The sequence below is a fragment of the Streptomyces sp. NPDC092952 genome, from assembly GCF_044754785.1.
In the GTDB taxonomy this organism is placed as follows: Bacteria; Actinomycetota; Actinomycetes; order Streptomycetales; family Streptomycetaceae; genus Streptomyces.
In genome coordinates this window covers 272,911-297,119 of the sequence record NZ_JBIVPT010000004.1, presented here as the reverse complement: position 1 = coordinate 297,119, position 24,209 = coordinate 272,911, and the positions used below count along the sequence as shown (strand labels likewise).

The 24,209-nt window shown below is 72.5% G+C and carries 23 protein-coding genes; 11 read left to right on the top strand and 12 right to left on the bottom strand.

The window, feature by feature from the left end; genetic code table 11:
• Positions 1–11: 11 nt before the first annotated feature.
• On the top strand, positions 12–704 hold the full coding sequence (locus ACIQGQ_RS12380; RefSeq protein WP_402394098.1) for a TetR/AcrR family transcriptional regulator: 693 nt from the start codon (positions 12–14) through the stop codon (positions 702–704).
• 249 nt (positions 705–953) lie between these two features.
• Complete coding sequence (locus tag ACIQGQ_RS12375) at positions 954–2,483, top strand: MFS transporter (RefSeq protein ID WP_402394096.1); 1,530 nt, start codon at positions 954–956, stop codon at positions 2,481–2,483.
• Between the two features lie 121 nt (positions 2,484–2,604).
• On the opposite strand, the gene ACIQGQ_RS12370 is transcribed toward ACIQGQ_RS12375, so the two are convergent.
• On the bottom strand, positions 2,605–3,117 hold the full coding sequence (locus ACIQGQ_RS12370; RefSeq protein WP_366292565.1) for a MarR family transcriptional regulator: 513 nt from the start codon (positions 3,115–3,117) through the stop codon (positions 2,605–2,607).
• Positions 3,118–3,255: 138 nt separating this feature from the next.
• Here ACIQGQ_RS12370 and ACIQGQ_RS12365 point away from each other — a divergent pair, with 138 nt between their 5' ends.
• Positions 3,256–4,038 carry a dioxygenase gene (locus tag ACIQGQ_RS12365; RefSeq protein ID WP_402394093.1) on the top strand — a complete coding sequence of 261 codons (783 nt, stop codon included), beginning with the start codon at positions 3,256–3,258 and terminating at the stop codon, positions 4,036–4,038.
• Positions 4,039–4,080: 42 nt separating this feature from the next.
• On the opposite strand, the gene ACIQGQ_RS12360 is transcribed toward ACIQGQ_RS12365, so the two are convergent.
• Positions 4,081–5,121 (bottom strand): questin oxidase family protein, encoded by a 1,041-nt coding sequence (locus ACIQGQ_RS12360; RefSeq protein WP_402394090.1) that lies wholly within the window; start codon positions 5,119–5,121, stop codon positions 4,081–4,083.
• 458 nt (positions 5,122–5,579) lie between these two features.
• Here ACIQGQ_RS12360 and ACIQGQ_RS12355 point away from each other — a divergent pair, with 458 nt between their 5' ends.
• On the top strand, positions 5,580–6,578 hold the full coding sequence (locus ACIQGQ_RS12355) for an RNA polymerase sigma factor RpoD/SigA (protein ID WP_402394087.1): 999 nt from the start codon (positions 5,580–5,582) through the stop codon (positions 6,576–6,578).
• Between the two features lie 161 nt (positions 6,579–6,739).
• Here the strand turns inward: ACIQGQ_RS12355 and ACIQGQ_RS12350 are convergent, their stop codons facing one another.
• Entirely contained in the window at positions 6,740–7,702 is a 963-nt protein-coding gene (locus tag ACIQGQ_RS12350) for a helix-turn-helix transcriptional regulator (protein WP_402394084.1), read from the bottom strand.
• A 120-nt stretch (positions 7,703–7,822) separates the two neighbouring features.
• Here ACIQGQ_RS12350 and ACIQGQ_RS12345 point away from each other — a divergent pair, with 120 nt between their 5' ends.
• Positions 7,823–9,406, top strand: coding sequence for an MFS transporter (locus ACIQGQ_RS12345; protein ID WP_402394082.1), 1,584 nt, complete (start codon positions 7,823–7,825; stop codon positions 9,404–9,406).
• Positions 9,407–9,503: 97 nt separating this feature from the next.
• On the opposite strand, the gene ACIQGQ_RS12340 is transcribed toward ACIQGQ_RS12345, so the two are convergent.
• The 3 genes from ACIQGQ_RS12340 to ACIQGQ_RS12330 all read right to left on the bottom strand — a co-directional run bounded on the left by ACIQGQ_RS12340 (position 9,504) and on the right by ACIQGQ_RS12330 (position 12,799).
• Entirely contained in the window at positions 9,504–10,274 is a 771-nt protein-coding gene (locus ACIQGQ_RS12340; protein WP_402394079.1) for a DUF6227 family protein, read from the bottom strand.
• Positions 10,275–10,416: 142 nt separating this feature from the next.
• A complete protein-coding gene (locus ACIQGQ_RS12335) occupies positions 10,417–11,595 on the bottom strand; it encodes a P1 family peptidase (protein WP_402394076.1) in 1,179 nt (392 codons plus the stop codon).
• A 40-nt stretch (positions 11,596–11,635) separates the two neighbouring features.
• Positions 11,636–12,799 carry a low temperature requirement protein A gene (locus ACIQGQ_RS12330; RefSeq protein ID WP_402394073.1) on the bottom strand — a complete coding sequence of 388 codons (1,164 nt, stop codon included), beginning with the start codon at positions 12,797–12,799 and terminating at the stop codon, positions 11,636–11,638.
• A 124-nt stretch (positions 12,800–12,923) separates the two neighbouring features.
• Between ACIQGQ_RS12330 and ACIQGQ_RS12325 the strand changes: the two genes are divergently transcribed.
• The 6 genes from ACIQGQ_RS12325 to ACIQGQ_RS12300 are packed head-to-tail and all read left to right on the top strand — an operon-like array spanning position 12,924 to position 18,326.
• Positions 12,924–14,048, top strand: coding sequence for an MFS transporter (locus ACIQGQ_RS12325; RefSeq protein ID WP_402394070.1), 1,125 nt, complete (start codon positions 12,924–12,926; stop codon positions 14,046–14,048).
• Positions 14,045–16,420, top strand: coding sequence for a molybdopterin oxidoreductase family protein (locus ACIQGQ_RS12320; RefSeq protein WP_402394067.1), 2,376 nt, complete (start codon positions 14,045–14,047; stop codon positions 16,418–16,420). The genes ACIQGQ_RS12325 and ACIQGQ_RS12320 overlap by 4 nt, the downstream gene beginning before the upstream one ends.
• A gap of 6 nt (positions 16,421–16,426) precedes the next feature.
• Complete coding sequence (locus ACIQGQ_RS12315) at positions 16,427–17,029, top strand: 4Fe-4S dicluster domain-containing protein (RefSeq protein ID WP_352278151.1); 603 nt, start codon at positions 16,427–16,429, stop codon at positions 17,027–17,029.
• Entirely contained in the window at positions 17,026–17,697 is a 672-nt protein-coding gene (locus ACIQGQ_RS12310; protein WP_402394065.1) for a Rieske (2Fe-2S) protein, read from the top strand. The genes ACIQGQ_RS12315 and ACIQGQ_RS12310 overlap by 4 nt, the downstream gene beginning before the upstream one ends.
• Complete coding sequence (locus tag ACIQGQ_RS12305) at positions 17,694–18,101, top strand: hypothetical protein (RefSeq protein WP_402394062.1); 408 nt, start codon at positions 17,694–17,696, stop codon at positions 18,099–18,101. Before ACIQGQ_RS12310 ends, ACIQGQ_RS12305 begins: the two co-directional genes overlap by 4 nt.
• Positions 18,102–18,122: 21 nt before the next feature.
• Positions 18,123–18,326: a hypothetical protein gene (locus ACIQGQ_RS12300; protein ID WP_366292534.1), complete on the top strand. Its 204-nt coding sequence runs from the start codon at positions 18,123–18,125 to the stop codon at positions 18,324–18,326.
• 55 nt (positions 18,327–18,381) lie between these two features.
• Here ACIQGQ_RS12300 and ACIQGQ_RS12295 read toward each other — a convergent pair whose 3' ends face one another.
• From ACIQGQ_RS12295 to ACIQGQ_RS12270, 6 genes are all read right to left on the bottom strand, one after another.
• Positions 18,382–18,852 carry an MscL family protein gene (locus ACIQGQ_RS12295; protein ID WP_402394060.1) on the bottom strand — a complete coding sequence of 157 codons (471 nt, stop codon included), beginning with the start codon at positions 18,850–18,852 and terminating at the stop codon, positions 18,382–18,384.
• Positions 18,853–18,981: 129 nt separating this feature from the next.
• Entirely contained in the window at positions 18,982–19,485 is a 504-nt protein-coding gene (locus tag ACIQGQ_RS12290) for a hypothetical protein (RefSeq protein ID WP_402394057.1), read from the bottom strand.
• Between the two features lie 264 nt (positions 19,486–19,749).
• Positions 19,750–20,583: an S-methyl-5'-thioadenosine phosphorylase gene (locus tag ACIQGQ_RS12285; RefSeq protein WP_402394054.1), complete on the bottom strand. Its 834-nt coding sequence runs from the start codon at positions 20,581–20,583 to the stop codon at positions 19,750–19,752.
• Between the two features lie 88 nt (positions 20,584–20,671).
• Complete coding sequence (locus ACIQGQ_RS12280) at positions 20,672–21,016, bottom strand: FmdB family zinc ribbon protein (RefSeq protein WP_402394051.1); 345 nt, start codon at positions 21,014–21,016, stop codon at positions 20,672–20,674.
• Between the two features lie 66 nt (positions 21,017–21,082).
• Positions 21,083–22,366 carry an MFS transporter gene (locus tag ACIQGQ_RS12275; protein WP_402394048.1) on the bottom strand — a complete coding sequence of 428 codons (1,284 nt, stop codon included), beginning with the start codon at positions 22,364–22,366 and terminating at the stop codon, positions 21,083–21,085.
• Between the two features lie 318 nt (positions 22,367–22,684).
• Positions 22,685–24,178: a potassium/proton antiporter gene (locus tag ACIQGQ_RS12270; protein WP_402394817.1), complete on the bottom strand. Its 1,494-nt coding sequence runs from the start codon at positions 24,176–24,178 to the stop codon at positions 22,685–22,687.
• Positions 24,179–24,209 lie beyond the last annotated feature (31 nt).

Genomic DNA, 24,209 nt, shown 5'->3' with positions numbered 1-24,209 from the left:
GGACGGTCGTCATGGACACCGCCAGCAGCACCACGGCCGGAGCCGCCCCGTCCCGTCCGGGCCCCTCCCGGCAGGCCGCGTCCCGGCCGGCCCGCCCGAGGGCCGACGCCCTGCGCAACCGCGAGCGGATCGTGACGGCCGCGCGCGAGATGTTCGTCGAGTTCGGCCCCGAGGTCCCGCTCGACGAGGTCGCCCGGCGCGCGGGCGTCGGCAACGCCACGCTCTACCGGAACTTCCCCGACCGGGCCGCCCTGGTGCACGAGGTCGTGCTCTCGGTCACCTCCCGTACCACCGAACGGGCGCGGGAGGCGGCGGCCGAGGAGGCCGACGCCTTCGCCGCGCTCAGCCGCTTCGTGCACGCGGCGGCCGACGAGCGGATCGGGGCCCTGTGCCCGATGCTCTCCGGCGGCTTCGACAAGGACCACCCCGACCTGCTCGCCGAGCGCCGGCACCTCGAAGAGGCCGTCGACGGGCTCGTGACGCGCGCCATGGACGAGGGGCGGCTGCGCACCGACATCGCCGTCGGAGACGTGATCGTCGCCCTCTCCCAGCTCACCCGGCCGCTGCCCGGCACCGGTTGCCCGGACATCGACCGCTTCGCCCACCGCCATCTGCAGCTGTTCCTGGACGGACTCCGGGCCCCGGCCCGGTCCGAACTCCCGGGCACGGCAGCGACCTTGGAGGATCTGCGGCACCGGCCCTGATCCCCGACCCGACCTCCACCCCCGGCAGCCGAGGCGCCGCGGGGCAGCCCTCCCACGCCCGCCCGCATTCGTAGCCCGTACTCCCGACTCCCGTTACCGGCCGCCGACTTCACCGGTGCCGCCGGTCCATGACGACTCCTCGCACGCATAACCCCACGTACACGTCCCACGCACACGACCCACGTACACGACTTACGTAACTCGACTCACGTACACGACGTACACGCGCGTTCCTAGGTGGATACCCCCATGTCGAAAACAGCCGACCTCCGACTCCCGGACCCCAGCCGCTGGAAGGCCCTGGCGTTCATAGCCCTGGCACAACTGATGGTGGTGCTCGACGCCACGATCGTGAACATCGCGCTGCCGCACGCGCAGACCGCCCTGCACATCTCCGACGCCAACAAGCAGTGGGTCATCACGGCGTACGCCCTCGCCTTCGGCGGGCTGCTGCTCTTCGGCGGCCGGATCGCCGACCTCTGGGGCCGCAAGCGGACCTTCGTCGTCGGTCTGGTCGGCTTCGCGCTGGCCTCCGCGCTGGGCGGCGCCGCGCAGAACCAGGCCATGCTCTTCGGCTCCCGCGCACTCCAGGGCGTGTTCGGGGCGCTGCTCGCCCCGGCCGCGCTCTCGCTCCTGGCCGTGATGTTCACCGACGCCCGGGAGCGCGCCAAGGCGTTCGGCATCTACGGTGCGATCGCCGGGGGCGGCGGCGCCGTCGGACTGATCCTCGGCGGCTTCCTGACCCAGGCGCTGAACTGGCGCTGGACCTTCTTCGTCAACATCCCGTTCGCCGTCGTCGCGGCGGCGGGCGCCTACTTCGTGATCCGTGAGCCGGCCGGCAGCCGCAACCGCTCCGCGCTGGACATCCCGGGCGTCGTGCTCTCCGCGCTGGGCCTGGTCTCGCTGGTGTACGGGTTCACCCGCGCCGAGTCCGCGGGCTGGTCGGACGGGCTGACCATCGGCATGTTCGTCGCCGCCGCCGTGCTGCTGCTGGCCTTCGTGCTGACCGAGTCCAAGGTCGCGTCGCCGCTGCTGCCGCTGCGCGTGGTGCTGGACCGCAACCGGGGCGGTGTCTACCTCTCGCTGGGGCTCGCCGTAATCGCGATGTTCGGGCTGTTCCTCTTCCTGACGTACTACCTGCAGGTCGTGCGGGGCTACTCGCCGATCCGGACCGGCTTCGCCTTCCTCCCGATGATCGCGGGCATGATCACCGGCTCGACGCAGATCGGCGCCCGGCTGATGACCCGGGTCCCGGCCCGCAAGCTGATGGGCCCCGGCTTCCTGGTCGCCGCCGTCGGCATGCTGCTGCTGACCCGGCTGGACATCGACTCCTCGTACGCCGCGGTCGTCCTGCCCGGACAGCTGCTGCTGGGTCTCGGCATGGGTACGGCGTTCATGCCGGCCATGTCCCTGGCCACGCACGGTGTCGAGCCCCGGGACTCCGGGGTGGCCTCCGCGATGGTCAACACCTCGCAGCAGGTGGGCGGCGCGATCGGTACGGCGCTGCTGAACACCATCGCCGCCTCGGCCGCGACCGCGTACGCCTCCTCGCACGCCGCGCTCGGCGCCCGGGACCCGGAGCTGCTGAAGCTCCAGGCGATGGTGCACGGCTTCACCGGTGCCATCTGGTGGGCGGTGGGCATCCTGGTGGCCGCCTCCGCGATCGCGGTGACCTTCATCGACGCGGGCCGTCCCGGGTCGGGCCCGGCGTCCGGAGGCCCGGGGGCGGGCGCCGACGGTGTCGAGGACGAGGTGCGGGTGCCGGTCGTCGCCCACTGACCCGCCGGGTGAACGCGCGCCGCGCCCCGGTCCCCGTGCACGCGGGGGCCGGGGCGCGGTCGTACGCACGGAGGTCCGGGTCACGGCCGTACGCGGGCCGGGTCGCTTTCGTGCGCGGCGGTCAGCGGAGCCAGGGCAGGTCCGCGTCCGTGCCCTCCGGCTCCAGGCCGGCGGCGATGACCCGCATGATCTCGCCCAGCGAGTCCGCCTGCTCGGGGGTGAGCCGGTCGAAGATCGCCTGGCGGACGGCGTCCACGTGGCCCGGGGCCGAGCGGCGCAGCATCTCGAAACCGTCATCGGTGAGGACCGCGTTCTGGCCGCGCTTGTCGGACGGGCACTCCTCGCGGCGCACCCATCCGTTCTTCTCCAGCCGGGCGACGGCGTGCGAGAGCCGCGAACGGGTGATCTTGGCGTCCTTGGCCAGCTCCGTCATCCGCTTCTGGCGGCGGGGGGCCTGGGAGAGCTGGACGAGCAGGCCGTAGTAGATGTGCGGCATACCGGCATCGCGCTGCAACTGGCGGTCGAGGTGATCCTCCATGAGGGTGGTGGCATGGAGGTAGGCGCGCCAGACGTGCTGCTCGTCGGCGGAGAGCCAGCGGGGCTCACCGGTGGATGCCGTGGTCATGTGCTCCACTCTACGACCTTTTCTTGAATGTTGAACTAGATAGGGCTAAGGTCTCCGACGAAGGAAGCTTGAAGATTAAAGAATGCTTCCTTCTCAAAAACCCGCCAGTAGAAGACTTACCCGGATCGGCGACGGATGGGGAGTGCCATGACAGTCACCGCGGAGCGCATGCCCGCCCTCTACCTCTCGCACGGCGCCCCGCCGCTGGCCGACGACCCGGTCTGGCCCGGCGAGCTGGCCGCCTGGTCGGCCGAGCTGCCCCGCCCGCGCGCGATCCTGATGGTCTCCGCCCACTGGGAGGAGGCCCCGCTGGCGCTCGGCGCCACGGAGCGGGTCCCGCTCGTCTACGACTTCTGGGGTTTCCCCGAGCACTACTACCGCGTCCAGTACGCCGCCCCGGGCGCCCCGGAGCTGGCGGAGAGCGTCCGCAAACTGCTCCGCGGCGCCGGTACGCCGGTCCAGGACATCCCGGACCGCGGGCTCGACCACGGCGCGTACGTCCCGCTCGTCGAGATGTTCCCGGACGCCGACGTCCCCGTACTCCAGATCTCCCTGCCGACGCTGGACCCGCAGCGGCTCATGGAGATCGGGCGGAAGCTCGCGCCGCTGCGCGACGAGGGCGTGCTGATCGTCGGCAGCGGCTTCTTCACCCACAACCTGGCCGCCCTGCGCCACACCGGCGGCGGTGTCCCCGGCTGGTCGGCGGAGTTCGACGACTGGGGGAACCGGGCGCTCCAGGCGCAGGACGTCGACGCGCTGCTGGACTTCGAGCACAAGTCCCCGGCCGGCCGCCTGGCCCACCCGCGCACCGAGCACTTCGCGCCGCTCTTCGTGACGCTCGGTGCCTCGGAGGGCGAGCTGGACCAGGGGCGCAGCGTCATCGACGGCTTCTGGATGGGGCTCGCGAAGCGCTCGGTGCAGTTCGGCTGAGCCGTCCCGTCGGCTCTGTCCGGCCGGCGGGCCCCTCCCGCGCTACCCGACCGGCGGGTTCAGCTCGATCGAGCGGAGCGCGGCGGCGAGGGCCGTCGCGTCGCCGACGTCCAGCGCGGTGTCGGTGAACTTGATGGTGTGGTCGTCGCCGTGCGCCGCCGCCCGCGCGAACAGCTCCTCGGCGGAGGCGCCCGCCGGCCGGTACGGGGCGGCCTCGGCCGGGCCGTACGCGGCGGTGACCGCGGCGCTCGCGGCCCAGGCCGCAGCCGTGCTCGGCGCCCACAGCGCGCGGGGGAGCGCGGGCAGGGCGCGCAGCACCGCGTTGGGCGCGGTCGCCGCGTGCACCAGCATGACCGGCTCCCCGTGACCGTGCGTGGCGTACCGGTGCGTGGCGGCCGTGACCAGCTCCGTCAGCCGGGCCCGCGCCTCGTCCGGGTCGCCGGTGACCTCGCCGGGCCAGACCGGGAACGCGGTGAGCTGCGCCAGCCGGTCCCGGATGCCGCCGTTCTGGTCCGGAACGGGAGGCACCGCGTCCAGCGCCGCCGCCGCGGACCGGGCGGGTGCCAACGGGGTCAGCGCGGGCAGCGGCTGATGGCGGGCGGCCCAGTAACCGAGCCCGTGCGCCAGCTCCGCGACCCGGGGCGCGGTCTCCTCCCCGGCGAGCAGGGTGCGTACGGAGTGGCCGACCCGGATCACCGGGTGGGTGGCGCCCGCCGCGATGCCGGGCAGCAGCCGGGGCCACCACTCGGCCAGCACCTCCCGCCAGGGGCGCTCCCCGGTCTCCCGTACGAAGTACTCCGTCCAGTCGGCGACCCGGCGGGGGTCGCCGAGCGCCTCGCGCCAGTTGCCGGCGGTCACCCGGGCCGAGGTGTCCGGCATGTCCTCCAGCTTGTGCCGGTAGCCGTCGAGCCAGTGGTGGACGGCCGGTGCCTGACCGTGCCTGACCAGGGCCTCGACGGCCATCGGGGCGTGGTTGCTGAGCCAGCCGCCGTGTTCGGGCCCGGAGGCGTGCAGCCGTTCCAGCGCCTCGTCCAGCGTGCCGGTGCGGTCGCTCGATGTGTGGTCGCTCGATGTGTTCTCCATACGGAAACACGCTAGGTACGGGCCGGACGCGGTGTAACGGGCCACGGTCCCGGGTCGCCCCGTGCTCAGGGCTTAGGGCTGTGGCCCGGTGTCCTGCGACCCGGGTCCCGGGGCCGTACGAGCAACCCGGGAGTGGGCCGGGCCGTCTCTCCTGGCGGGAACGCGAGTGGGGCGTCCGCCGTTCAGGAGGCGAGGGGGCCTGGATGTGTGAGCGCGGTCTCATGTGACGGTGGGCGGCGAGCGTTCCGGGGGGCCGTCGGAACGCTCGCGAAGCCCCGCCTGACCTGCGGTTCCGCAGGGCATTTCCGCATGCGCGCCGTCATGTCGCGGCGCAGGATACTGCATGATCGAGAAAATGAATGCCAGGCGTGGGAATTCTGTCCGGATTCCAGTCGTTGTTTCCATCGGATGCAGGGCACCCGGGAGGGTGTCGCGACCTACTCAGCAAGGGAGCACGCATGGCAACCCGTGCCGTCGCCCGTCGTTCGTCCGCCACCTCTGGGACCAGCCGGGCGAGCAGTGTTCGCGCCTCGGGCGGAGAGATCGCCGATCGCGACCTGGTCGGCATGTACTTGGACGAGATCGCGCGAACGCCCCTGCTCGACGCAGCGAAGGAAGTCGAGCTGTCACAGGCCGTCGAGGCGGGCGTCTACGCCCAACGGATACTCGACGGCGAGGTGGACAGCGAGGCGGGCGGGGCCACGCGTGAGGAGCTGGAGGCGCTGGTCGCCGACGGCGAGCGCGCCAAGGACGTATTCATCCGCTCCAACCTGAGGCTCGTCGTCGCCGTGGCCCGCCGCTACCCGCGGGCCGGGCTGCCCCTGCTCGACCTGATCCAGGAGGGCAACGCGGGCCTGGTCCGCGCGGTCGAGAAGTTCGACTACGCCAAGGGCTTCAAGTTCTCCACGTACGCCACCTGGTGGATCCGTCAGGCGATCACCCGTTCCATAGCCGACCAGTCCCGCACGATCCGGCTCCCCGTCCACCTGGTGGAGGAGCTCGGCCGGATACGCCGGGTGCAGCGCGAGTTCAACCGTGAGCACGGCCGCGAGCCGGAGCACGCGGAGATCGCGGCCGAGCTGGACTCCACGCCGGAGCGCGTGGGCGACGTGCTGGACTGGGCCCGTGATCCGGTCAGCCTCAACATGTCCGTGGACGACGAGGGCGAGACGCAGTTCGGCGACCTGCTGGAGGACACCTCCGCGGTCTCGCCCGAGCAGTCCGTGCTGACGCTGCTGCGCAGCGAGGAGCTGGAGGACCTGATCGGCAAGCTCGACCACCGCACGGCGTCGATCATCCGCATGCGGTACGGCATCGAGGACGGCCGCGAGCGGACGCTCACCGAGGTCGGCAAGCAGCACGGCCTCACCCGCGAGCGGATCCGCCAGATCGAGAAGCACGCGTTGCTGGAGCTGAAGCGAATGGCCCACGACACGGGCTTTGACGCTGCGGCCTGACCGATTCATCCAGTAACATATGAAATGGGTCGCTTCGAGTGACCCGCCCCGAGCTGAGTCCCGGCGCCCACCCCCCCCCTGGCGCCGGGGCTCATTTCTTTGGTCCGGGCTGATTCCTCCGCGGGCCGGACAGGCGTACGGGGGCCGCCGCCGAGGTCCCTTCAGCGGTTCGCCGCGCGGGTCAGGCGGGCGCCCAGCCGGGCCAGGTGGTCCACCAGCTGCGGCGGCTCGTGCACGGTGAACTCGCAGTCCACCAGTGCCAGCCGGAGCGCCACCCACTCCAGCGAGTCCGCGAGCACCGCCCGCAGCCGGCAGCCGTCCTCCCCGGTCCGCTCCAGCGGCCTCATCGACCCCGGCAGCCGCGCGGCGACGAACTCGGCCGGAGCCGCGAAGCTCACGTCCACCGCCAGCTCCGGCTGCCGCCGGGTGATGGACCCGGCGAGGAACTCCGCCGCGTCCCCGGTGGGCAGCTCGCGCGGCGTGAAGCGGGCCCCGGTCGCGAACGGCTCGCTGACCCGGTCGACCCGGAACGTGCGCCAGTCCTCGCGCCCGAGGTCGTACGCGACGAGATACCACCGCCACCCCGTGCTGACCAGCCGGTACGGCTCGGCCTCCCGCTTCGTCCCCGTACCGTCGCCCGCCCGGTAGGAGAACCGCAGCCGCTCCTTCCCGGTGACCGCCGCCGCCATCACCGTCAGTGTCCGCGGATCGACGGTCGAGCCGTCGCCCCTGGCCAGCGGCATCGTCGCGTTCTGCAGGACCGAGACCCGGTGCCGCAGTCGGGACGGCAGCACCTGCTCCAGCTTGGCCAGCGCCCGTACGGACGCCTCGTCCACCCCCTCGATGGCGTGCCCCGCCCCCGCCCGCAGCCCCACCGCGATGGCCACCGCCTCCTCGTCGTCGAGGACCAGCGGCGGCATCGCGGCGCCCGCGACGAGCCGGTAGCCGCCGACCGAGCCCCGGGTGGCCTCGACCGGATAGCCCAGCTCGCGCAGCCGGTCGATGTCGCGGCGGATGGTGCGCGGACTGACGTCGAGCCGCTCGGCCAGCTCGCTGCCCGGCCACTCGCGGGGCGTCTGGAGGAGCGACAGCAGGTTCAGCAGTCGTGCCGGAGTGTCGGTCATGGCTGGCCTTCCGCCGGTGTTCGGGCACCCAGGGACGGGTCGCCCGGTGTGTCGGGCGTCCCATCAGGATGATGGCCCATTGGGTCATTCCCTGACCTAATGGCTGTCTAGGTTGTCCCCATGACTTCCTCCTCATCTCTGTCGTCCGCTCCATCCGGACCCGCGGCGTCCCCGGACCCGTCGGACCGGCGGCGCTGGTTCGCGCTCGCCATCGTGATGACCGCGGCCTTCATGGACCTGGTCGACGTCACGATCGTCAACATCGCGATACCGAGCATCCGGGAGGACACCGGAGCCTCGTTCACCTCGATCCAGTGGATCACCGCCGGATACGCCCTGGCCTTCGCCGCCGGTCTGATCACCGGTGGCCGCCTGGGTGACATCTACGGCCGCAAGCGGCTGTTCCTCATCGGCATCGGCGGCTTCACCCTGGCCTCCGCGCTCTGCGGCTTCGCCGTCAACCCGGAGATGCTGGTGGCCTCCCGCATCCTCCAGGGCGGCACCGCCGCGCTGATGGTCCCGCAGGTGCTGTCGATCGTGCACGCCACCTTCCCGGCGCACGAGCGCGGCAAGGTCTTCGGCCTCTTCGGCGCGATCGTCGGCCTCGGCGCGGTCTCCGGACCGCTGCTGGGCGCGCTGCTCACCGAGTGGAACATCGCCGGTCTCGAATGGCGGCCGATCTTCCTGATCAACCTGCCCGTGGGCATCGCCGGCCTGCTCCTCGGCCGGAAGTTCATCACCGAGTCCAAGGCCCCGAAGGCGCTCCGGCTCGACCTGGTCGGCGTCTTCCTGGTCACCCTCGGGATGCTGATGCTGATCTACCCGCTGACCCGTGGCCACGAGCTGGGCTGGCCGCTCTGGGGCCACCTCTCGATGGCCGGCAGCCTGCTGGTCTTCCTCGCCCTGGTGCTGTTCGAGCGGGCCAAGAAGCGGCGGAGCGGATCGCCGCTGATCGAGCTGGACCTGTTCCGGGTCAAGAGCTTCGCCGCGGGCATCGCCGTCCAGCTGACCTTCGGCGTCGGGCTCGGCATCTTCTTCCTGGTCTGGACGCTGTACATGCAGATGGGGCTCGGCTGGAGCGCGCTGCGGGCCGGTCTGACCGGTGTGCCGTTCTCGGTCGCCGTCTCGGTCGCCGCCGGGATCTCCGTGCAGAAGCTGGTGCCCCGGTTCGGCCGCAAGGTCCTCCAGGCCGGTGCGCTGCTGATGGTCACGGGCCTGCTGATCTACATCTGGGAGTCCGACCACTACGGCATGGCGATCACGCCCTGGCAGATGATCCTGCCGCTGGTCGTCATGGGACTCGGCATGGGCCTGATCGTGGCGCCGCTGACCGACGCGGTCCTGTCCGAGGTGCCGAAGGAGCACGCCGGCTCGGCCTCCGGACTGATCAACACCGTGCAGCAGATGGGCAACGCGCTCGGGCTCGGACTGGTCTCCGTCGTCTTCCTCGGCGCGATCGGCGACCGGCTGATGCCGCAGGAGGTGGGCCCGGCGTTCGCCGAGGCGTTCCGCCACTCGCTGTGGTGGGTGGCCGGTGTGCTCGCGGTGATCTTCCTGGTGATGTTCGCGCTGCCCGCGCGGCCGCGCCAGCACCTGGAGGGCGGCGACGGGCCCGACACGGGCGCCGCCGGCATCGCCCCCGACACCGCCGGGGCGGCGACGGACGGCGTCGAGGACGCCAGGAAGCCCGCGCTCACCCCCTGACGACCGGCCTCCACGCCGGAACACGGTGCCCGCGCCCCGCTCCGGGGCGCGGGCACCGGCATGTCCGCGTCGACCGGATCGCGGACCGCGACCCCGGTCAGCAGATGTGGGTGCGGTTCTCCATCACGCCGCGCGCGGTGTCCTCGTCCCCGTACACCTCGCACATGTGGCGGCCGTCCGGGGTGGCCGTGTGCTCGACCTCCCACAGGCTCGTCTCGCTGCCGTCGAGCAGCAGGAAGGCGTGCTCGTACAGGGTGAACCCGGCGTCCCGCCCCTCCACCTGGCAGTGGCGGCCGCAGACCTGGGTGATGTGGTGGGCGAAGGCGGCACGCAGCAGCCGGGCGGTCTCCTCGCCGGGACCGTCGTTGTTCTCGGCGCGGCGCAGGACGCGGCGGGCGTGGTCGGCGGAGTTGTCCGGCGCGTACTCCCGGGGGAGCGGGGCCGGGGGAGCCGCCATCAGGAACGAGAGCGTCTCCAGGTCGGCCTGGACCGCGTCGTCCGCGAAGACCGGGACGTCGCCGAGGCTGCCAGCCAGCCGGGCCGCGGCCACCTGGGCGTCGCCCTCGTCGTCGTACAGCTCGTGGTGCGTGAGGCCGGGCTCCGTGCGCGCCTGCGGGTCGGCCGTGCTCCGCGGCCCGCCGTGCACCAGCTCCCACAGGCTGAACGCCGTGCCGTCCGACAGGAGGTACGTGTGGCGGTAGGTCTCGCGGTGGAGCACGGAACTGTGGTGCGAGGAGTGCAGGGAACTGCTGTGGGCGAGCGCGGTACCGAGTCTCTCGACCGTGCTGTCGGGCAGGTCGAAAGAGTTGAGTGCCCGTCGCAGGAGTCGGTCGAGGTGCTGCTCGGTTGTCTCGTACGGATCGCTCAAGGTGCTGTCTCCAGGCCGTTGCCGCGTGTTACTTGCTGCGTGCTTAACGTAGTCCCTGGGGCCGACATCGTGGCCGGGGTTCGGGAAAACGTATGGCGCGCAAAGATGGTTCCTGATGGTTCGTCCGAACGTCCGAACTTCCCTACCCGGCGGGCAAGTCGGGAGTCGGCGGCCCGTCCTCCGGCGCGGGCGAGGCGCGCGCCCGTATGCCGTACAGATCGCTGTACGAGGGGTAACAGCCGCCGCCGGGGCGGGCGTCGACGCCGTGGGCCGCGCGGACCGCTTTCACGATGGCCCGCGCCAGCACCTCCGCCCCGGCCGCCAGCAGCTCGTTGAACGCCGCCGGACCGCCCGGGGCGAGCGACCGGGCGCCCGTGGCCAGTGCGAAGACGGTGTCCCCGTCGGTGAGCAGATGCACCGGGCGCACGGCGCGCGCGAGCCCGTCGTGCGCCGTGCCCGCGAGTTTCTGCGCCTGTGCCCGGGTGAGGTCGGCGTCCGTGGCGACCACGGCCAGTGTGGTGTTGAGCGGCGGCCGGGCGTTGGCCTCCCGCAGCCCGGCCAGGCGCTCCTCCGCCGCACGCACGGTTTCGGGCGCCGGGTGGTGCGCCGGTGCTCCGGCGGCGCCGTACTCCCCGTACAGCACGCCGGTGCGCGGATCGACGACCGAACCCGCCGCGTTCACCGCCGCGAGCGCGGCCACCGTGATCCCGGAGGGCAGCCGGAGGCTCGCGGTGCCCACGCCGCCCTTGAGCGAACCGGCCACCGCCCCCGTACCGGCCCCCACGCATCCCTCGGGGACCGGCGCCCCCGGCCCCGTGCCCGCCGCGTCCTCCACCGCGGCGCGGCCCGTCCCGGCGTCCGGGCGGGCCCGCCAGTCACCGCCCCGCCCCAGGTCGAAGAGGCAGGCGGCGGGGACCACCGGCACCACCTGCGCCGGATCGGGGCCGACCCGCACCCCGCGCCCCCGCTCCTCCAGCCAGGCCATCACGCCGGACGCCGCGTCCAGCCCGTACGCGCTGCCGCCGGTCAGCACCACGGCGTCGATCCGCTGCACCAGGTTGCGCGGATCGAGCGCGTCCGTCTCCCGGGTGCCGGGGCCGCCACCGCGTACGTCGACGGCGGCGACCACGCCGCCCTCGGGGGCCAGGACCACGGTCGTCCCGCTCAGGGCGCCCTCGCCGGGCACCCGGGCATGACCGACGCACAGCCCCGCCACATCGGTCAGCGCGTCCAGCGGCCCGGCACCGGGCGGTCCGGAGTCCTGCGGTCCGGCAGCGGGCGGTCCGGTGCGCTCCGCCGGTCCCCGGGGTGCTTCCGTCATCCGCAGCTCCTCACCACGCCGCCCTGCCCGCACACCGCGCTCAGCCGGCCGCCGGCACGGACCGCCGGGACAGCAGCACCCCGGCGGCCACCGCCGCCGCGGCCACCAGACCGGCCGCGAGCACCGCCCACCCGCCGACGAACGTGCAGGCCAGGATGGCCGCCGCGGCCACGGGGAGCGGCAACTGCTCCGCGAGGTCGCGCTTGAAGTGGCGGGCGTGCAGCGCCCATACCGTCAACAGGAAGAGCGCGGAGGGGAGGGTCACCGCGGCGGCGGCCACCGTGGTCGGGACGTGGGCCTTGCCCACGGCCTCCTCCACCGAGACCTCGATGCCCGCGCCGATGGCCGCCGCGGAACCGAGGATCAGATAGTGCCCGTACCCCCAGAGGAACGCTTCCCTGCTTCCGCGCAGGTAGTCATGGATCGGCACGGCGAAATAGATCCACCAGGCGGAGAAGACGATCAGCAGCCCGCCCGCGGCGATCGGGAGCAGTTCGCCGAGCGCGTCGTGCTCGTCCAGTGCCTCCTGCACCGCGACCGTGGCCGACGCGATCGACTCGCCCAGCACGATGATCGTGAACAGCCCGTACCGCTCCCCGATGTGATGCGGGTGCCAGCTCGTCGGCCGGTCGCGCTCGGCGACCGCCGGAACGGTGATCTCCGCGAGCACGAGGACGACGAACACGGCGGCGCGGACCCCGGCGGAGGCGTTGCCGGGCAGGAACAGCATGGCGATCCAGCCCAGCTGCACCAGCGTGATCCCGGCGGCGTACCGCTGCGCGACCCGCCGCTCGGCGCCTTGGGTGCAGTGCGCGGCGCGCAGCCACTGACTGGTCAGCGCGAGCCGCATCACCACGTACCCGGCGACGACGACCGTCCAGTCGCCCGCGTCGAAGGCGCGCGGCACCCCGGCGGCGAGGACGAGCACCCCGGTGATCTGGACCAGCGTCACGACGCGGTACAGCGCGTCGTCGGTGTCGTACGCCGAGGCGAACCAGCTGAAGTTGACCCACGCCCACCAGATCGCGAAGAAGACGGCCGCGTAGCCGCCGATCCCGGCCAGGGCGTGGTCCCCGGCGACGGCGTGGACCAGCCGCGCGCCCGCCTGGGACACCGCGACCACGAAACAGAGGTCGAAGAAGAGCTCCAGCGGCGTCGACGCGCGGTGCTTCTCGGTACGGCTGCGAGCCGTCATGACAGGCATGGCAGCCAGCACACCAGACGCGCGCCACCCCGCCGGAGGGGGCACACCCCCGGACGGCGCAACGATTCACCCACCCGATCTGCAAAACGGGATGAATCGCCATGTACGGGCCTACGTTGGCGGGGTGACCGAGCCGCCAGACGCCCCCGAACCCGTCCCCGCACAGACCGACGGGCCCCGGGCCGACGCCCCGGGCACCGGCGGCACGCGCACCGCCGCCGCTTCCCGTTCCGTCGCCGCCCGCGCGACCGCGGCCGGGACCGCCGTCTCCGTCCTGCTGATCCTGGCCATCGTGTTCGGCAGCCGGCTCCTGGAGAACTTCGACTCCGCCCTCCTCCCGTACGCCGTCGCCACCGTCTTCCTCGCCTTCGGCGTCGCCCACCGCTACACGGTCTGGGTCTCCGCCCCCGGCGCCCGGCGGCTGTTCAGGCAGGGCTGGCGGAGCTTCTTCTCGGTGGCCAACTTCCGCAAGGCGCCCACCGCGCTGCCCCGGATGATCGCCACCTACCTCGGCTTCCAGAAGTTCCTCGGCGCCCGCTCGCACGCCCGCTGGGCCGCCCACCAGCTGATCTTCTGGGGCTGCGTCCTGGCCGCGCTGATCACCTTCCCGCTGACCTGGGGCTGGTTCACCTTCACCTCCGGCAGCGGCTCGGGCCCCGGCTACGAGATGCGGATCTGGGGGTTCAAGATCCTCGGCTTCGACTCCCTCTCCGTCCTGGGCTGGCTGATGTTCCACGGCCTGGACATCGCCGCCGTGCTCGTCATCCCCGGCGCCTCGTACTTCCTGTGGCGCCGGATGAAGGACCGCGGCGCCATCACCGGGCAGCGCTTCGGCTACGACCTGGTGCCGCTGATCGCGCTCGTCGTCATCTCGGTGACCGGTCTGCTGCTCACCTTCTCCTCGATCTTCCTGCACGGCGGCGGCTACCAGTTCCTGGCCGTCCTCCACATGGTGGCGGTGGTGTTCACCCTCATCTACATCCCGTTCGGGAAGTTCTTCCACATCGTCCAGCGCCCGGCCGCGGTCGGCATGCAGCTGTTCAAGTACACCGCCCGGCAGGACGAGGAGGTCCAGGGCTGCCGCCGCTGCGAGGAGCCCATCGACACCGGGCCGTACGTCGAGAACCTGCGCGGCACCATGCGCGATCTCGACCTCGGCTTCGACGAGTGGGCCGAGTACTGCCCGCGCTGCAAGCGGGTACTGCGCGGCAGCGCCTATCTCTCCCAGGTGAAGAAGGGCTTCAAGTGACCGCGGACCCGCGTCCGGCCGACCCCGGCGCCACCGCCCCCCGTACCGGCTCCGGTCCCCGTACCGGCTCCGGTCCCCGTACGGCCGTACCGCTCGACCCGTCGCTCGCCCCGCCCGGCACCCGGGCCTTCCGCGATGCCGGAGGCATCCCCGCCGACCAATGGCGCGCCGACCAGGAGGGCGAGACGCTCGTCCCCACCCACTGCTGCTTCTGCGGGGTGCAGTGCGGGATGTACCTCCGCGTCGACCACGGCGGCAAGGTCTTCGGCGTCGAACCCCGCAACCACGACATCAACCGGATGCGGCTCTGCCCCAAGGGCATCAACGCGTACCAGCAGGTCAACCACCCCGACCGGCTCACCGCCCCGCTGCTGCGCCGCTCCCGCGACGAAGCGTTCCGCGAGGTCTCCTGGGACGAGGCGCTCGACTTCACCGTCTCCGAGATCAGGCGCATCCAGCACAGCTACGGGAACGACGCCTTCGGGCTCCTCGGCGGCGCCAGCCTCTTCTCCGAGAAGACCTATCTGGTCGGCAAGTTCGCCCGGGTCGCCCTCAAGTCCCGGCACGTCGACTACAACGGGCGGCTCTGCATGGTCAGCGCCGCCGGTGCCAACAAGCTGGCCTTCGGCATCGACCGGGCCGGGAACCCCTTCTCCGACATCCTGCTCACCGACTGCCTGCTGATCGCGGGCTCCAACGTCGGCGAGTGCTTCCCCGTGATGACCCAGTACGTGTGGGGAGCCCGGGACCGCGGCGCGAGCCTGATCGTGGTCGACCCGCGGGAGACCGCGATCGCCCGCACCGCCGACATCCATGTCGCGCTCAAGCCCGGCACCGACTCGGCGTTCTTCAACTCCGTGCTCCACGTCGTCGTCGAGGAGGGCCTCACCGACGAGGCCTATCTCGCCGCCCACGCCACCGGCTGGGCGGAGGTGAAGGCCAAGGTCGCCGAGTACCCGCCGGCCCGCGCCGCCGGGATCTGCGGCATCCCCGCCGAACAGATCGTCCAGGTCGCCCGCGCCTTCGCCCGCGCGCCCAGGGCGATGGCCTGGCACGCCCGGGGCATCGAGCACCACTCGCAGGGCGTCGAGAACTGCCTCAGCGTGATCAACCTCTGCGCCGCCACCGGCCAGATCGGCAGGCCCGGCGCCGGGTACGGCACCATCACCGGCCAGGGCAACGGCCAGGGCGGCCGGGAACACGGGCAGAAGGCCGACCTCCTCCCCGGCGGCCGCTCGATCATGAACGAGGAGCACCGCCGGCAGATCTGCGAGATCTGGGGCATCGAGGAGTCCGAACTCCCGCCCGCCGGAACCTCGATGATGGAGATGGTCTGGCAGATGCAGCGCGGCGAGATCCGCGGACTGATCGGCATCTGCAACAACCCCTTCGTCTCCCTCCCCAACTACCGGGTGGTCAAGGACGGGTACGACACCACCGAGTTCCACGCCCAGTTCGACTTCTTCCTCTCCGAGACCGCCGCCAACGCCCACGTCGTCTTCCCCGTCACCACCTGGGCCGAGGACGAAGGGGTGATGGCCAACGCCGAGGCCCGGGTCGTCAAGCACAACAAGGCCCAGGACCCGCCGCCCGGCGTACGCACCGACACCTGGGTGATGTGCGAACTCGCCAGGCGGCTCGGCGCGGGCGACAAGTTCGCCTTCGCCGGCTCCCGCGAGGTCTTCGACGAACTGCGGATCGCCTCCGCCGGCACCGTCAACGACTACTACGGCATCACCTACGAACGCCTGGAGGAGACCGGCGGAATCGCCTGGCCCTGCCCCACCACCGACCACCCCGGCACCCCCCGGCTCTTCGAGGACGGGAAGACCTACCACCCCGACGGCAGGATCCATCTCCAGGTCGTCGAGTGGCACGCCCCGATGGACCCGTACGACGACGAGTACCCCATGAGCCTCACCACCGGGCGGACCGTCGCGCACTTCCTCTCCGGCAACCAGACCCGGCGCCTGGGCGCCCTCGTCGAACAGACCCCGCGCCCCTGGGCCGAGCTCCACCCCTCCCACGGCTTCCGCAACGGCGAACCGGTCCGGGTCACCACCCGGCGCGGCAGCGAGGTGTTCCCCGCGCTGGTCACCGAGGCCATCCGCCCCGACACCGTCTTCGTCCCGTACCACTGGCCCGTCCCCACCTCGGCCAACGCGCTCACCATCGACGCCCTCGACCCCCGCTCCAAGATCCCCGAGTACAAGGTGTGCGCCTGCCGCATCGAGCACGCCGAGACGATCGACGAGGTCCCCGCACCCCCCGTCGCACCCGGCCACGTCGCCTATCCGGAGACCCAGGTCTCCCGCACCGACCCGCTGCCGCCCACCTCCCCGCAGGGGCGCGGCACCTCGGAGAGGAGCTGAACGCCCATGATGGGCCGAACGATCTTCATCGACCCCGGGCGCTGCATCGGCTGCCAGGCCTGCGTCTCCGCCTGCCGGGAGTGCGACTCGCACCGCGGCAAATCGATGATCCACCTCGACTACACCGACGAGGGCCATTCCGTGGCCTCCCTTCCCACGGTCTGCATGCACTGCGAGGACCCCGTCGCCCCCTGCGCCGAGGTCTGCCCCGCCGACGCGATCCTGGTGACCGCCGACGGCGTGGTCCAGCAGGCCGACACCACCCGCTGCATCGGCTGCGCCAACTGCGTCAACGCCTGCCCCTTCGGCGTACCGAAGATCGACCTCCGGGCGAAGCTCCAGATGAAGTGCAACCTCTGCTACGACCGCACCGCCTACGGCCTCGCCCCCATGTGCGCGACGGTCTGCCCGACCGGCGCCCTGTTCTACGGGACCGTCGAGGAACTCCAGGCCGAGCGCCCCGGCGTCCAGGTCGCCGACACCTTCACCTTCGGCCGGAGCGAGGTGCGCACCGGCGTGGCCATGGTCGTGCCCGCCGACCGGGTCCAGTGGCCGGTGCCCGGCGGCCTCCCCGTCGTCGAGATCAACGGGAAGGACGTCCGCCGATGAGCGTCACCGACCAGCCGCCCACCGGAGACCCGCGCGAAGCCCTGCACGACCGGATCGCCGCGGACTCCCTCACCACCCGGCGCGACTACCTCCGGATCGTGACGACCGTCTCCGGCGGGCTCGCCGTCGGCGGCCTCGGCGTGGCCGCCGGAATCCTGCCGCGCCACGGTGAACCCGAGGACGCCGAGGCGCCCGCACCGAAGCGGATCGCCGCCCAGCTCCTGCCCGGGGAGTCCCTCGCCTTCCGCTATCCGGAGGAGGAGGACCGGGCGGTCGCCGTACGGCTGGACGACGGCACCCTCGTCGGCTACTCCGCGATCTGCACCCATCTCGCCTGCGCCGTGCTGTGGCGCAAGGACCGGGGGGCCGAGGGCGAGCTGTACTGCCCCTGCCACGAGGGGATCTTCGACGCCCGGACCGGCGAGGTCACCGCCGGTCCGCCGCCCCGCCCGCTGCCCAAGGTGGTGCTCGCCGAACAGCCCGACGGCAGCATCTGGGCGGTCGGCACGACGCGCTCGGGCGAGAGCGTCCAGCACGCCCTGTGCCGTCAGCTCGGCGAGAACCGCCCGGACCTCGCCTCCCGGATCGGCTGCCCGAACGTCAAGGACGGCGGCGCGGAGGCCCCCGACACCGGCACCGCCGCCGGTCACCCGGGCAGGCCGTCATGACCGGCACCCCGCAGCCCGGCGGCGACCGGCCCGTGGACCCGAGCGCCGGCGGCCAGCGGTACCCGGAGTACCACCCCGGCAGCGCCCGCCCCGAGCTGAACCGGCCCGTCCACGAGCGCTACCCGCAGATCCGGGCCACCAGCGGCTACGGCGACCCCCGGATCCGCCACACCGGACCCGGCCCGGGGGCCGGCACCGACCAGGAGCCCGAGCGGTCCTCGAAGCTGACGGCCCGGCTGACCCTCGCCATGACGGTGGTCATCGGCCAGCTCTGGGGTCTGACCGTCGTCATCGACTCCTGGATGGAGGGCCGCACCGGAACCGCCTGGTGGGGCGCGGGCTTCCTCTGCCTGTCGTTCCTCGTCGTCCTCGGGCTGTGGCTGATCGACCCGAAGGACCGCTGACCGCCGCCGTACCCTTGACGTATGAGTACCGCCCCCGCCCCCGGCCCGCGTGATCCGGAGCAGCAGCCGGCTCCGAGACCGAGACCGGCCCTGGTCTTCGACGATCCGCTGGACCAGCAGTCCTCGGACGATACGGACCAGGGGTGGGGCGAGCGGGCCCCGGCCGGTGGCAGCGCCGCCGATCTGGCGCGCTTCCTCGACGAGAAGCCGCCCCACCACATCTGACGTTCCGCGCCGTGGTGGTCGGGTGGCGCCGCCACCCGCTCCCACGGCGCCGGGGTCACCCCGTCGGGCCGCCCCGTTGGGCGACCAGGACGTCGCGGATCTCCTTCAGCACCTCCAGCTCGCTCACCTCCAGCGTCTCCTGGACGCCGTCCTTCGCCGCCTGCATCGCCGCCCGCCTGGCGAGGTACTTCGACATCGGCAGGACCAGCAGGAAGTAGACGACCGCGGCCGTGATCACGAAGCTGAGCGCGGCACTGAGCACCGAACCCCACAGGATGCGGATGCCCTCCGTCGCCTCGCCCGTCTTCGGGTCCGTGACGCACGGGCCCTTGAGGCAGGAGCTGTAGCTCTCCAGGTCCTTGGTGCCGAACGCACCGACCAGCGGGTTGATGACGCCCTTGACGAACGCGTTCACGATCTGGGTGAACGCGGCGCCGATGACGACCGCGACCGCGAGATCGACGACATTGCCGCGGGTCAGGAAGGCTTTGAACCCCTCCAGCAGACTGACCTTCTTCTCCTTCACGGATGAGCCTTCCTTCGCATGTGCCGTGGACCGAGCAAACTCGGGTGAAATGTACGGCAGTAAGCGGAGAAAACACCCCATTCCAGTGCGCGGCAAGGTGAAGTGATCGTTCGCCAGTACGAATAAAGGTCAGCACAGGGTCACCGCCAGCGGGGACGAGATGGCCGCGCCCGCCAGTGCGGTGGCCGTGGACCGGGGGACGGACAGCACGATCAGCGCGCCGTCCCGGCCGGCGTCCTCGACCGGGGGCGGCGGCACCTCCGCGACCAGCGCCCCCTTCGCCAGCACCCGCACCCCGTCCCCGGCGCCGCTTCCGGGCCCGTCCCGCCCCGACGCGACCACGTCCACCCGGTCGCCGGGACGCAGGAGGCGCACCGCCCCCGCATCCGCGATCCGGACCGGCGCGGAGACCCGCCGCGCCGGTGGCCGGGCCCGCTCCGGCACCTCCCCGGCCCCCGCCCCGTACGCGGCCCTGGCGCCCGGCGCCGTACCGTCCCCGCCCGGCACGGTGACGCCGAGCACGGCGGCCGTCACGGCCAGCCCGGCGGCCAGCGCCCGGCGCTGCCGCCACAGGGCCTGCCGCGACCGACGCCCTCCGCCTCCGCGTACCCGTAGCGGCTCGAAGGCGGGCACCTCACGCGTGGGCGGTACCGAGGAAGGAGCGGGCCGCGCGAAGGAGGACGCGGCCGGAGGCGCGGACGGAGCGGATGGCGGCAACGGGGCGGTGGGAGAGAGGGAAGGAAACACGGTGGGCACCACCTGTCGTGAGGGGATCCGGGCGGACTCCCCTCACGATCCACCGTCCGCGCGATCCCCGCCGGAGGCTGTGGACGCCCCCGGGATTGTGGACAACTCCGTCACCCACTCACGCCCCGGCAGCCACCCGGCCCACCCGGATCACGGCAGCTCGAACCCCGGCTCCATGCCGTCCAGCGCGTGCGAGCACGGGCAGTCCCGGTCCGCCTCCGCGGGCAGCGCGGCGACCACGTCGAAGAGCACCGAACGCAGCCGGTCCACATTGGCCGCGAACACCTCCAGCACCTCCGCGTGCGAGACCCCCTCACCGGCCTCCGCGCCCGCGTCCAGGTCCGTCACCAGGGTCGTCGTCGTGTAGCAGAGGCCCAGCTCGCGGGCGAGGACGGCCTCCGGGTGACCGGTCATCCCGACCACCGACCACCCCATCGCCGCATGCCAGCGCGACTCCGCCCGGGTCGAGAAGCGCGGGCCCTCGACGACCACCAGCGTCCCGCCGTCCACCGCCTCCCAGCCCTTCGCCCGCGCCGCCGCCAGCGCGGCCCGCCGCCCCTCGGGGCAGTACGGGTCGGCGAAGCCCAGGTGCAGCACGTTCGGCCGCACGCCGTCGGCGCGGGGCTCCCCGTCGTAGAAGGTCTGCGTCCGGCTCTTCGTGCGGTCCACCATCTGGTCCGGGACGAGCAGCGTGCCCGGTCCGTACTCCGGGCGCAGGCCGCCCACCGCGCACGGGCCGAGCACCTGGCGCACCCCGACGGAGCGCAGCGCCCACAGGTTGGCCCGGTAGTTGATCCGGTGCGGCGGCAGATGGTGGCCGCGGCCGTGGCGGGGGAGGAAGGCGACCCGGCGGCCGCCGACCTCGCCGAGGAAGAGGGAGTCGCTCGGTTGCCCGTACGGGGTGTCCACCCGGACCTCCGTCACGTCCTCCAGGAAGGAGTACAGGCCCGAACCACCAATGACACCGATCTCTGCGTTCGCCATGCGATCACAGTATCGGCGCCGGAAACGCGGGAAGCCCCGGCCGGACGAACCGGCGGGGCTTCCCGGGAAAGAGTGTGGAGCGTGCGGCTCAGGCGGCCGACGTACCGCTCGTCGACGACGACGAGGACGCGGTGGACGTCGACGCCGTGGAAGAGGACGAGGCGGACGAGGAGGACGACGAACCGGAGTCGGACGAAGCCGAACCGGAGCCGGACGTCTTCGTCGACGACGAGGCCGGCGTGCTGCTCGACGAGGAGCCGCGGCTGTCGTTCCGGTAGAAACCGGAACCCTTGAAGACGATGCCGACCGCCGAGAACACCTTCTTCAGGCGTCCCTCGCAGTTCGGGCACACGGTGAGCGCGTCATCGGTGAACTTCTGCACCGCCTCGAGGCCCTCGCCACATTCGGTGCACTGGTACTGATAGGTCGGCACTTGCTCCTCCTGGCACTCTGACTCAATGAGTGCTAACGACGCTCCATACTGACGTATTCCGCTGCATCAGTCCACCGTGACCGGCTCCCGGTGACCGACGCCACGTGCCACGGTCCGCTCCTTCCCGGCCGGTGTCAGCCGGGAACGCAGCCCCACCAGGGTGAACAGCGCCAGGACCGTACCGACCAGCGGCACCAGGAATCCGGTGCTCGCCCCGTGGGCGTCCGCGAGCCGCCCGGCCACCGTCACCGCGGCCGCCTGGCCGAGCGCCACCGAGCCCGTGAGCCAGGTGAACGCCTCGGTCCGGGCGGACCCCGGCACCAGCGACTCGACCAGCGTGTACCCGCTGATCAGGGCCGGGGCGATGGAGAGCCCCACCAGCAGGCCGAGACCGGCCAGCAGCGGCACCGAGTGCACCGCCCACAGCCCGGACGCGGTCAGGGCCAGTGCCGTGTACCCGGCGATCAGCCGGCGGCGCGGCCCGCTCTTCCAGGCGATGGCGCCGCAGGCGATCCCGGCGAGCATGTTGCCCGCCGCGAAGACCCCGTACAGCAGCCCGTTGGCCCCCGGGCGGCCGATCTCCTCGGCGAAGGCGGTCAGCGAGACCTGCATCCCGCCGAAGACCGCGCCGATACCGAGGAAGGCCACCGCGAGCACCCGTACGCCCGGCACGGACAGGGCGGAGGCGTGCCGCTCGGCGGGGCCGCCGGTGGTGGCGCGCACCGCCGGCTGGGTGCGGTGCTGCGCGGCGAAGAACAGCCCGCCCAGCAGGGTCAGCGCGGCCTCGGTGACCAGCCCGGCCGCCGGGTGCACCCCGGTGCACAGCGCGGTGGCCAGCACCGGGCCGATGACGAAGGTGAACTCGTCCGTCACCGACTCGAAGGCCGCCGCCGTGGGCAGCAGCGGCGAGGCGGCGCGCCCCGGTGCCGCCCCCAGCAGCGCCGCCCAGCGGGCCCGCACCATGGGCCCGACCTGCGGGACGGACGCGCCCGTGGGCACGGCCGCCAGGAACAGCGCCCACAGCGGCGCGCCCGCCAGCGCCAGCGCCGTCAGCGCCGACACCGACGCCGCGTGCGCCACGACACCGGGCAGCAGCACGGCGCGCTGCCCGAACCGGTCGGCGAGCTTGCCGGTCTGCGGCGCGAACAGCGCCATGGAGACACCGGTGACGGCGGCGACGGCGCCCGCGCTGCCGTACGAGCCGGTGGTGTGCTGGACGAGGAGCACGATGCCGATGGTCAGCATCGCGAAGGGCTGCCGTGCGGCGAAGCCGGGGAGAAGGAAGGTCCACGCACCGGGGGTGCGCAGCAACTGCCCGTATCCGGGGCGGTCGGTGACCGTGGACGCCACGGTCCATGCCTTTCTGCCGCCTGGTGGCCGGGCACCCGCGGGTCGTCGGCACGGGGCGCCGACGGGCTCGTACGGGTGCTGCCGAGAGCTGTCCTCTTCGCGCGGAACTGCGGTAGATGCCGGGCGCTCAGCAGAGGCGGAGGACGCCACGACCGCCATACGGTCGCGCCAGCTCTGCGTCAGGCAGAGTTGGTCGTTCGGGTTGGTCGATCGGGCCGGCCGGCCCCGTACCGGGGACGGACAGCTTCCTTCATCGTACAGGCAGGGGCCCTTGTGAACCTGTGAATGTGCGTGTGGACCCCTGCCCGGACCGAGGACTCAGGCGCCTCGCTGGTGTGCCTTCGGGGGCCCGCCGGTTCCCAGCCAGCCCGCGAGCTTGCCGCCCTCGCCGACCGCGCGCAGCCGTTCCTCCGCCGCGTCGCGCACCGGGTCGGTGGCGACCACCAGCAGCTCGTCGCCGTGGCGCAGGACCGTGGACGGGGCGGGCACGAAGCTCTTCCCGTCCCGCACGACCAGGGTGACGGCGGCCCCGGACGGCAGCCGCAGCTCGCCGACCTCGACGCCGTGCATCTTCGACCGGCCGGGGATCGCCACGGAGAGCAGATGGCCGCGCAGCCGCTCCAGCGGTGCCGACTCGATGCCCAGGTCGGCGGTCTCGCCCGGATCGTCGGCGATCTTCAGGGCCTTCGCCAGCCAGGGCAGGGTCGGTCCCTGGATGAGGGTGTAGACGATGACGAGGACGAAGACGATGTTGAAGATCCGGGTGGAGCCCTCGACGCCGGAGACCATCGGAATGGTCGCCAGGATGATCGGCACGGCGCCGCGCAGCCCCGCCCAGGACATCAGCGCCTTCTCCTGCCAGGGCAGCTTGAACGGCGCCAGCGAGACGAAGACCTCCAGCGGGCGCGCGACCACGGTCAGCACCAGGCCCACGATGACCGCGGGCCAGAAGTCGTCGAGCAGGTCGTGCGGGGTGACCAGGAGGCCGAGCAGGACGAACATCCCGATCTGGGCCAGCCAGCCGAGCCCGTCGGCGAAGCCCCGGGTGGCCGGCCAGTGCGGCAGCTTGGCGTTGCCGAGGATCATCGAGGCCAGGTAGACGGCGAGGAAGCCGCTGCCGTGGACCATCGCGCCCGCCGCGTACGCGGAGACCGCGATGGCCATCACGGCGATCGGGTAGAGACCGGAGGCGGGGAGCGCCACATGGCGCAGCCCGTACGAGCCGAGCCAGCCGACGGCGATGCCCACGGCCGCGCCGATGGCGAGCTCCAGGGCTATCTCGCCGATCAGGACGTACCAGCTGTCCACCGGGCCCCGGGTGGAGAAGGCGACGACCAGGATGACGACGGGGGCGTCGTTGAAGCCGGACTCCGCCTCCAGGACGCCGGTGACCCGGGCGGGCAGCGGCACCTTGCGGAGCACGGAGAAGACCGCCGCCGCGTCCGTCGACGAGACGACCGCGCCGATGATCAGCGCCTGCCGCCACTCCAGGCCGACCAGGTAGTGGGCCGCGGCCGCCGTGACGCCGACGCTGATCGCGACGCCGACCAGGGAGAGCATCGCCGCGGCGGGCAGCGCCGGGCGGATCTCCTTCCACTTCGTGCCCAGGCCGCCCTCGGCGAGGATCACGACCAGTGCGGCGTAGCCGATGACCTGGGTCAGCTCCGCGTTGTTGAACGAGACGTCGAAGAAGCCGTCCTGCCCCAGCGCGATCCCGATGCCCAGGTAGAGCAGCAGGCTGGGGAGCCCGCTGCGGGACGAGACGCGTACCGCCGCCACCGCGACGAGCAGGACGAGCGAGCAGACGAGCAGGAGTTCGTTGAGCGTGTGGACAGACAGTGGC

Coding starts and splice junctions, on each gene's coding strand:
- ACIQGQ_RS12285 (WP_402394054.1), bottom strand. CDS start 20,583: ATGGCGAACGCAGAGATCGGTGTCATTGGTGGTTCGGGCCTGTACTCC.
- ACIQGQ_RS12355 (WP_402394087.1), top strand. CDS start 5,580: ATGGCAACCCGTGCCGTCGCCCGTCGTTCGTCCGCCACCTCTGGGACC.
- ACIQGQ_RS12380 (WP_402394098.1), top strand. CDS start 12: ATGGACACCGCCAGCAGCACCACGGCCGGAGCCGCCCCGTCCCGTCCG.
- ACIQGQ_RS12365 (WP_402394093.1), top strand. CDS start 3,256: ATGACAGTCACCGCGGAGCGCATGCCCGCCCTCTACCTCTCGCACGGC.
- ACIQGQ_RS12350 (WP_402394084.1), bottom strand. CDS start 7,702: ATGACCGACACTCCGGCACGACTGCTGAACCTGCTGTCGCTCCTCCAG.
- ACIQGQ_RS12300 (WP_366292534.1), top strand. CDS start 18,123: ATGAGTACCGCCCCCGCCCCCGGCCCGCGTGATCCGGAGCAGCAGCCG.
- ACIQGQ_RS12310 (WP_402394065.1), top strand. CDS start 17,026: ATGAGCGTCACCGACCAGCCGCCCACCGGAGACCCGCGCGAAGCCCTG.
- ACIQGQ_RS12345 (WP_402394082.1), top strand. CDS start 7,823: ATGACTTCCTCCTCATCTCTGTCGTCCGCTCCATCCGGACCCGCGGCG.
- ACIQGQ_RS12360 (WP_402394090.1), bottom strand. CDS start 5,121: ATGGAGAACACATCGAGCGACCACACATCGAGCGACCGCACCGGCACG.
- ACIQGQ_RS12375 (WP_402394096.1), top strand. CDS start 954: ATGTCGAAAACAGCCGACCTCCGACTCCCGGACCCCAGCCGCTGGAAG.
- ACIQGQ_RS12315 (WP_352278151.1), top strand. CDS start 16,427: ATGATGGGCCGAACGATCTTCATCGACCCCGGGCGCTGCATCGGCTGC.
- ACIQGQ_RS12335 (WP_402394076.1), bottom strand. CDS start 11,595: ATGACGGAAGCACCCCGGGGACCGGCGGAGCGCACCGGACCGCCCGCT.
- ACIQGQ_RS12330 (WP_402394073.1), bottom strand. CDS start 12,799: ATGCCTGTCATGACGGCTCGCAGCCGTACCGAGAAGCACCGCGCGTCG.
- ACIQGQ_RS12305 (WP_402394062.1), top strand. CDS start 17,694: ATGACCGGCACCCCGCAGCCCGGCGGCGACCGGCCCGTGGACCCGAGC.